General features: G+C 61.3%; 7 protein-coding genes. 2 read left to right on the top strand and 5 right to left on the bottom strand.

Annotated features, from left to right (window positions below):
* Together ACPYOI_RS34500 and ACPYOI_RS34495 are read left to right on the top strand one after the other, a co-directional pair.
* A partial coding sequence (locus ACPYOI_RS34500) for a glycerol-3-phosphate dehydrogenase C-terminal domain-containing protein (protein ID WP_481424040.1) occupies positions 1-557 on the top strand: 557 nt, incomplete at its 5' end.
* 76 nt (positions 558-633) lie between these two features.
* A complete protein-coding gene (locus tag ACPYOI_RS34495; protein WP_481417264.1) occupies positions 634-1,818 on the top strand; it encodes an acyltransferase family protein in 1,185 nt (394 codons plus the stop codon).
* 64 nt (positions 1,819-1,882) lie between these two features.
* On the opposite strand, the gene ACPYOI_RS34490 is transcribed toward ACPYOI_RS34495, so the two are convergent.
* The 5 genes from ACPYOI_RS34490 to atpA all read right to left on the bottom strand — a co-directional run.
* Positions 1,883-2,287 (bottom strand): F0F1 ATP synthase subunit epsilon, encoded by a 405-nt coding sequence (locus ACPYOI_RS34490; RefSeq protein WP_168832681.1) that lies wholly within the window; start codon positions 2,285-2,287, stop codon positions 1,883-1,885.
* A complete protein-coding gene (locus ACPYOI_RS34485; RefSeq protein ID WP_168832682.1) occupies positions 2,287-2,526 on the bottom strand; it encodes a hypothetical protein in 240 nt (79 codons plus the stop codon). The genes ACPYOI_RS34490 and ACPYOI_RS34485 overlap by 1 nt, the downstream gene beginning before the upstream one ends.
* On the bottom strand, positions 2,526-3,998 hold the full coding sequence (atpD, locus tag ACPYOI_RS34480) for a F0F1 ATP synthase subunit beta (protein ID WP_168832683.1): 1,473 nt from the start codon (positions 3,996-3,998) through the stop codon (positions 2,526-2,528). The genes ACPYOI_RS34485 and atpD overlap by 1 nt, the downstream gene beginning before the upstream one ends.
* 23 nt (positions 3,999-4,021) lie before the next feature.
* A complete protein-coding gene (locus ACPYOI_RS34475; RefSeq protein WP_168832684.1) occupies positions 4,022-4,906 on the bottom strand; it encodes a F0F1 ATP synthase subunit gamma in 885 nt (294 codons plus the stop codon).
* 26 nt (positions 4,907-4,932) lie between these two features.
* Positions 4,933-5,917: F0F1 ATP synthase subunit alpha (atpA, locus tag ACPYOI_RS34470; protein ID WP_481424039.1), on the bottom strand; the 985-nt coding region annotated here is incomplete at its 5' end.

The raw sequence follows: 5,917 nt of genomic DNA, 5'->3' as shown, positions 1-5,917 counted from the left end.
GCTATTCGGCGGTGCGGCCGCTCTATGACGACGGCGCCTCGAAGGCGCAGGAGGCGACACGCGACTATGTGCTGAAGGTGGAGGGCGAGGCCGGTGCCGCACCGCTGCTCAACGTCTTCGGCGGCAAGCTGACCACCCGGCGGCTGTCGGAACATGCGCTGGAAAAGATCGGCGCGGCGATCGGCGAAAAGGCTAGCCCGTGGACGGCCAACAGCCATCTGCCGGGCGGCGACTTTCCGGTGCAGGGCTACGAGGCGCAGGTCGCAACGCTCAAGGCGGCCTATCCGTTCCTGGCCGATCCGCATGCCCGCCGTCTGACGCGCCGCTACGGCACCCGGGCCAGCGTGCTGCTCGGGCAGGCGAAGTCGCTTGGAGACCTCGGCCGCTGCTTCGGATCCGATCTCTACGAGGCCGAGGTCGGCTATCTCGTCCAGCACGAATGGGCCATCACCGCCGAAGACGTCCTGTGGCGACGATCCAAGAAAGGGCTATATCTGGCAAAGGACGAGGCTGCCGCTCTGGATAGCTACATGCTGACACGTGCCGCCGCAGCGTAAGTGAAGCGTGCTCTGCCCCTTGTTCCGTCCGTTATCATGGCCTAGGCCTGATGCGAACCAGACAGGCGAGGCGCTGATGCAGAGAGACGGAAGGCTGGCCGGCCCGGATGCGATGCGCGCAGCCGCCTGCTTGCTGGTGCTCGTTCACCACCTCGTCTTGCGGATAGACATCAGCCAGGTGAACCCTGGCGTCCAATCAGCTCTGGTCGTTGCCCGCTTCGGCAATTTTGGCGTGGCGATCTTCTTCGTCCTGAGCGGCTACCTCCTGGCACGGCCCTTCTGGTCTGCGCTGGATGGGCGGCGCCCGATGCCGGACATGAAGACCTATGTGGTGCGCCGGGCAGCTCGCATCCTGCCGGGCTTCTGGGTGGCGCTGACCGCCGGCTTCATTTTGAGCGTCACGCTGTTCGGACATCCGCTGACGGCCGACCTTGCCATTCGTTTTGCCGCCGGCTTTCTGCTGATGAGCCAGTGGCATTGGCGAACCTTCTTTCCTGTCGAGGGAAACGGACCGCTTTGGTCCATTCCGTTCGAGGCGACCTGCTACGTGCTGCTGCCGCTAGGCATGTTTGCACTTTATCGCCTTGGCCGCGCGCTGCCGCGCTTCGCCACGCGTCTCCTCTGGCTTGGTGTCATTGCCGCGGTTCTTGCCGTGCACTGGCTGATCGTCAACAACCTGCAGCCGGACGACCTGCGACGCGGCTGGGCGTTCGGAATGCTGGGCGGAGCGAAGGAATGGATGCCGCGCTACAATCCGATCGGCTTTTTCTCGATATTCGCGCTTGGCGTCCTCGCATCGGGCATCGAGACAATGCTGCCGCGACGGAAAGCAGCTTTCTTCGACGTTCTCGCCTCTCTGGGAATGGCAGGCGCCGCCACTGCCCTCGCCTCTGCTTCCGGCGGGACATGGGAGGCCTACGGCTGGCTTGGCATACCCTATGACTTCCCGCTTTTTCCGGCCGCTGTCGCGCTGACGCTTGTTGCGCTGGCGCACTCGCTTCGGCTTGGCGATGTTCTCGATCATCGCGCGATCGGCTTTATCGCAAAGATCTCGTTCGGCATCTACCTCTGGCAAGATCCGATCATTTCAGCGATGAAAGCGATCTTTCCCTCGGCATTCGGTCCGCTCGGCGGCGACCTGCTTTTCGGATGGCTGCTCTGGTCGCTCGTGGCTACAGCACTCGTGTTCGCCGTAGCGACATTCAGCTATGTTTTTATCGAACGGCCGGTGCTTCTCAGGGCCAAGGCTCTTCCGCGTTGAGCAGACATTACCGCGAAAAAAAGCGGCCTGTTAAGGCCGCTCCGGTCACTTCCGGTGATTGAGATTACTCCTCTACGACGCCGCGCAGATGCGAGAGTTCCATGATCAGATGCTCGAGCCTCGACCTGTGTTCCTCGGAGAGGGCGTCCTCGAGTTCCGCCTTCACGGTCTCGATGCGGCGGGTGAGCTCGTCCTTGCGCAAATCCTCGATCGCAACGGCAGATTCCGCAAGCAGCGTGCAGCCTGTCGGCAGAATGTCCGCGAAGCCACCGAAAACGACGTAGTCCTGCTTGGAGCCGTCGCGGGAGCGCACGCTGACGATGCCCGGCTTGATGGTCGTCATCGTCGGGGCGTGGTGCGCCATAACGGTCATGTCGCCCTCGGTTGCCGGAATGACAACTTCCGTCACCATCTCCGACAGAAGTATGCGCTCCGGAGATACGAGTTCAAAATTGAAATTGTCAGCCATCAGTGATTCACCTTCTCGGCTATGGCTTTTGCATCTTGCAGTTTGGTCCCGCAGAACGGGCAATGCAGTATTGCCTGATCGAGATATCCGAGACCTTCCTCAGTCTGGACCAAGCCCACCACCATCATCAGCACGCCGTTGTCCGCCCTGTAAACGGTCGGCGCTGCTGGAGCGGGAAGTTCTGCCACGACTTCCCTCAGGGAGTCGCAGCAGAAAACCTCGTGATCAGCTTCGTTCATCAAGCGGCTGCGGAGAGCTTCTTGGCCTTCTCGATGGCTTCCTCGATCGAGCCGACCATGTAGAAGGCTGCTTCCGGAAGGTCGTCATACTCGCCGTTGACGAGACCCTTGAAGCCCTTGATCGTGTCTTCGAGAGCAACCAGCTTGCCCGGCGAGCCGGTGAAGACTTCCGCAACGAAGAACGGCTGCGACAGGAAGCGCTCGATCTTGCGGGCGCGGGCAACGGACAGCTTGTCCTCTTCGGAGAGCTCGTCCATGCCCAGGATCGCGATGATGTCCTGCAGGGACTTGTAGCGCTGCAGCGTCGACTGGACTTTACGAGCGATCTCGTAGTGTTCTTCGCCGACCACCATCGGGTCGAGCATGCGCGAGGTGGAGTCGAGCGGGTCGACAGCCGGGTAGATACCCTTTTCAGCGATCGAACGCGACAGAACCGTCGTTGCGTCCAGGTGCGCGAACGAGGTTGCCGGAGCCGGGTCGGTCAAGTCGTCGGCCGGAACGTAAATCGCCTGAACCGAGGTGATCGAGCCGGTCGTCGTGGTCGTAATACGCTCCTGCATCTGGCCCATGTCCGTTGCGAGCGTCGGCTGATACCCGACGGCCGAAGGAATACGGCCGAGCAGAGCCGACACTTCCGAGCCGGCCTGGGTGAAGCGGAAGATGTTGTCGACGAAGAACAGCACGTCCTGGCCCTGGTCACGGAAGTTTTCCGCAACCGTCAGACCGGTCAGAGCCACACGTGCGCGGGCGCCCGGCGGTTCGTTCATCTGGCCGTAAACGAGCGCTGCCTTCGAGCCTTCGCCGCCGCCGTGCTTGTTCACGCCGGATTCGATCATTTCGTGGTAGAGGTCATTGCCTTCGCGGGTACGTTCGCCCACGCCTGCAAATACCGAGTAACCACCGTGCGCCTTGGCGACGTTGTTGATCAGTTCCATGATGAGAACGGTCTTGCCGACGCCTGCACCGCCGAAGAGGCCGATCTTGCCGCCCTTGGCGTAAGGCGCCAGAAGGTCAACGACCTTGATGCCGGTGACGAGGATCTGCGCTTCCGTCGACTGATCCACGTAAGCCGGCGCATCCTGATGGATCGCGCGCTTCGTAGCCGTGACCAGCGGACCGGCTTCGTCGACCGGCTCGCCGATGACGTTCATGATGCGGCCGAGCGTTTCCGGACCGACCGGAACGGAGATCGGAGCGCCGGTATCGGCGACCTGCTGACCGCGTACGAGACCTTCGGTCGAGTCCATGGCGATCGTGCGGACTTCGTTCTCACCGAGGTGCTGAGCGACTTCGAGAACCAGGCGGTGGCCGGCATTGGTCGTTTCGAGCGCGTTCAAAATCGCCGGCAGTTCGCCCTCGAAAGCAACGTCGACGACGGCGCCGATAACCTGTGTGACCTTGCCGACAGAGCCTGTGGCGGTCTTCATAGCGGCGGTCTTCGCTGCCGCCTTCGGGGTAGCTGCCCTAGCCATTTTCTTACCCTCTTTCTCTAGCCTCAGAGCGCTTCGGCGCCCGAAATGATTTCAATGAGTTCCTTGGTGATCTGAGCCTGACGCTGGCGGTTGTAGCTGAGCGTCAATTTGTTGATCATCTCACCGGCATTGCGTGTCGCGTTGTCCATGGCGCTCATCTTGGCGCCCATTTCGCCGGCGACGTTCTCAAGGAGCGCCCGGAAAATCTGGACCGAGATGTTGCGCGGGATCAATTCGCTCAGAATCGATGCCGGATCCGGCTCGTATTCGTAAACCGCGCCCGCATGTTCAGCATCCTCGACGACGCCAGTCGGGGCGGAAGCCGGGATCAGCTGTTGAGCCGTTGGAATCTGCGAAATGACCGATTTGAACTGGGAGTAGAACAACGTGCAAACGTCGAACTCGCCGGCTTCGAACATCTCGATGACACGCTTGCCGATCTGGTCGGCATTCTCGAACCCGACGCGCTTCACGTCACGAAGTTCCTTGCGCTCGACGATGAGCGAGGAAAATTCGCGGCGAAGAATGTCGTAGCCCTTCTTGCCGACGGTAAAGATCTTGACGGTCTTGCCTTCGGCAACGAGCTTGCGAGTATGATCGCGCGCGAAACGCGCGATCTGCGAATTGAAAGCGCCGCAGAGGCCACGCTCGGCGGTGCAGACAACGAGCAGATGAACCTGATCCTTGCCAGTACCGGTCATGAGTGCGGGTGCATCATCGGCATCGGTAACCGCGCTAGCGATGTTCGAAAGAACCGCCGCCATGCGCTCCGAATAAGGCCGAGCGGCCTCGGCCGCCTCCTGCGCACGCCGAAGCTTTGCCGCGGCGACCATTTTCATCGCCTTGGTGATCTTCTGCGTCGCCTTGACCGAGGCAATCCGGTTTTTCAGATCCTTAAGTGAAGGCATCCGTTGTCCGTCCTAATTGAGTTCGATCAGGCAAAAGACTTCGCGAACGTATCGAGAGCAGCGGTGAGCTTGCTCCGGGTGTCGTCGCTGATCGCCTTTTCCGTCCGAATCGTGTCGAGGATGGCCGAGCCTTCAGAGCGGAGATACGACAGCAGAGCCTGTTCGAACTTGCCGACCTGAGCGACCGGAAGCTTGTCGAGGTAGCCGTTGACGCCGGCGAAGATAACCGCGACCTGCTCTTCCGTCTTCAGCGGCGAGAACTGCGGCTGCTTCAGGAGCTCGGTCAGGCGGGCACCACGGTTCAGCAGGCGCTGTGTCGCAGCATCGAGGTCCGAACCGAACTGGGCGAAGGCGGCCATTTCGCGATACTGGGCGAGCTCGCCCTTGATCGAGCCGGCAACCTGCTTCATCGCCTTGATCTGTGCGGCGGAGCCGACGCGCGAAACCGACAGACCGACGTTAACAGCCGGACGGATGCCCTGATAGAACAGGTCGGTCTCGAGGAAGATCTGGCCGTCGGTGATCGAAATCACGTTGGTCGGGATAAACGCCGAAACGTCGTTGCCCTGCGTTTCGATGACCGGCAGAGCAGTCAGCGAACCGGCGCCAGCCGCGTCGCTCATCTTTGCAGCGCGCTCGAGGAGACGCGAGTGCAGATAGAAGACGTCGCCCGGATAGGCTTCGCGGCCCGGCGGACGGCGCAGCAGCAGCGACATCTGACGGTAGGAAACAGCCTGCTTGGACAGGTCGTCGTAGCCGATCAAGGCATGCTGGCCGTTGTCGCGGAAATATTCGCCCATGGTGCAGCCGGCAAACGGCGCGAGATACTGCATCGGAGCCGGATCGGAAGCCGTTGCGGCAACGATGATCGAATACTTCAGGGCGCCGCGCTCTTCGAGAACCTTGACGAACTGGGCAACCGTGGAGCGCTTCTGGCCGACGGCAACGTAGACGCAGTAAAGCTTCTCACCCTCTGGACCGGAGTCGTGGATGGCCTTCTGGTTCAGGATC

Source organism: Rhizobium sp. SVR5-2C (genome assembly GCF_056755115.1).
The sequence above is the reverse complement of the archived record's forward strand: the minus strand, read 5'-3'. Positions and strand labels throughout refer to the sequence as shown.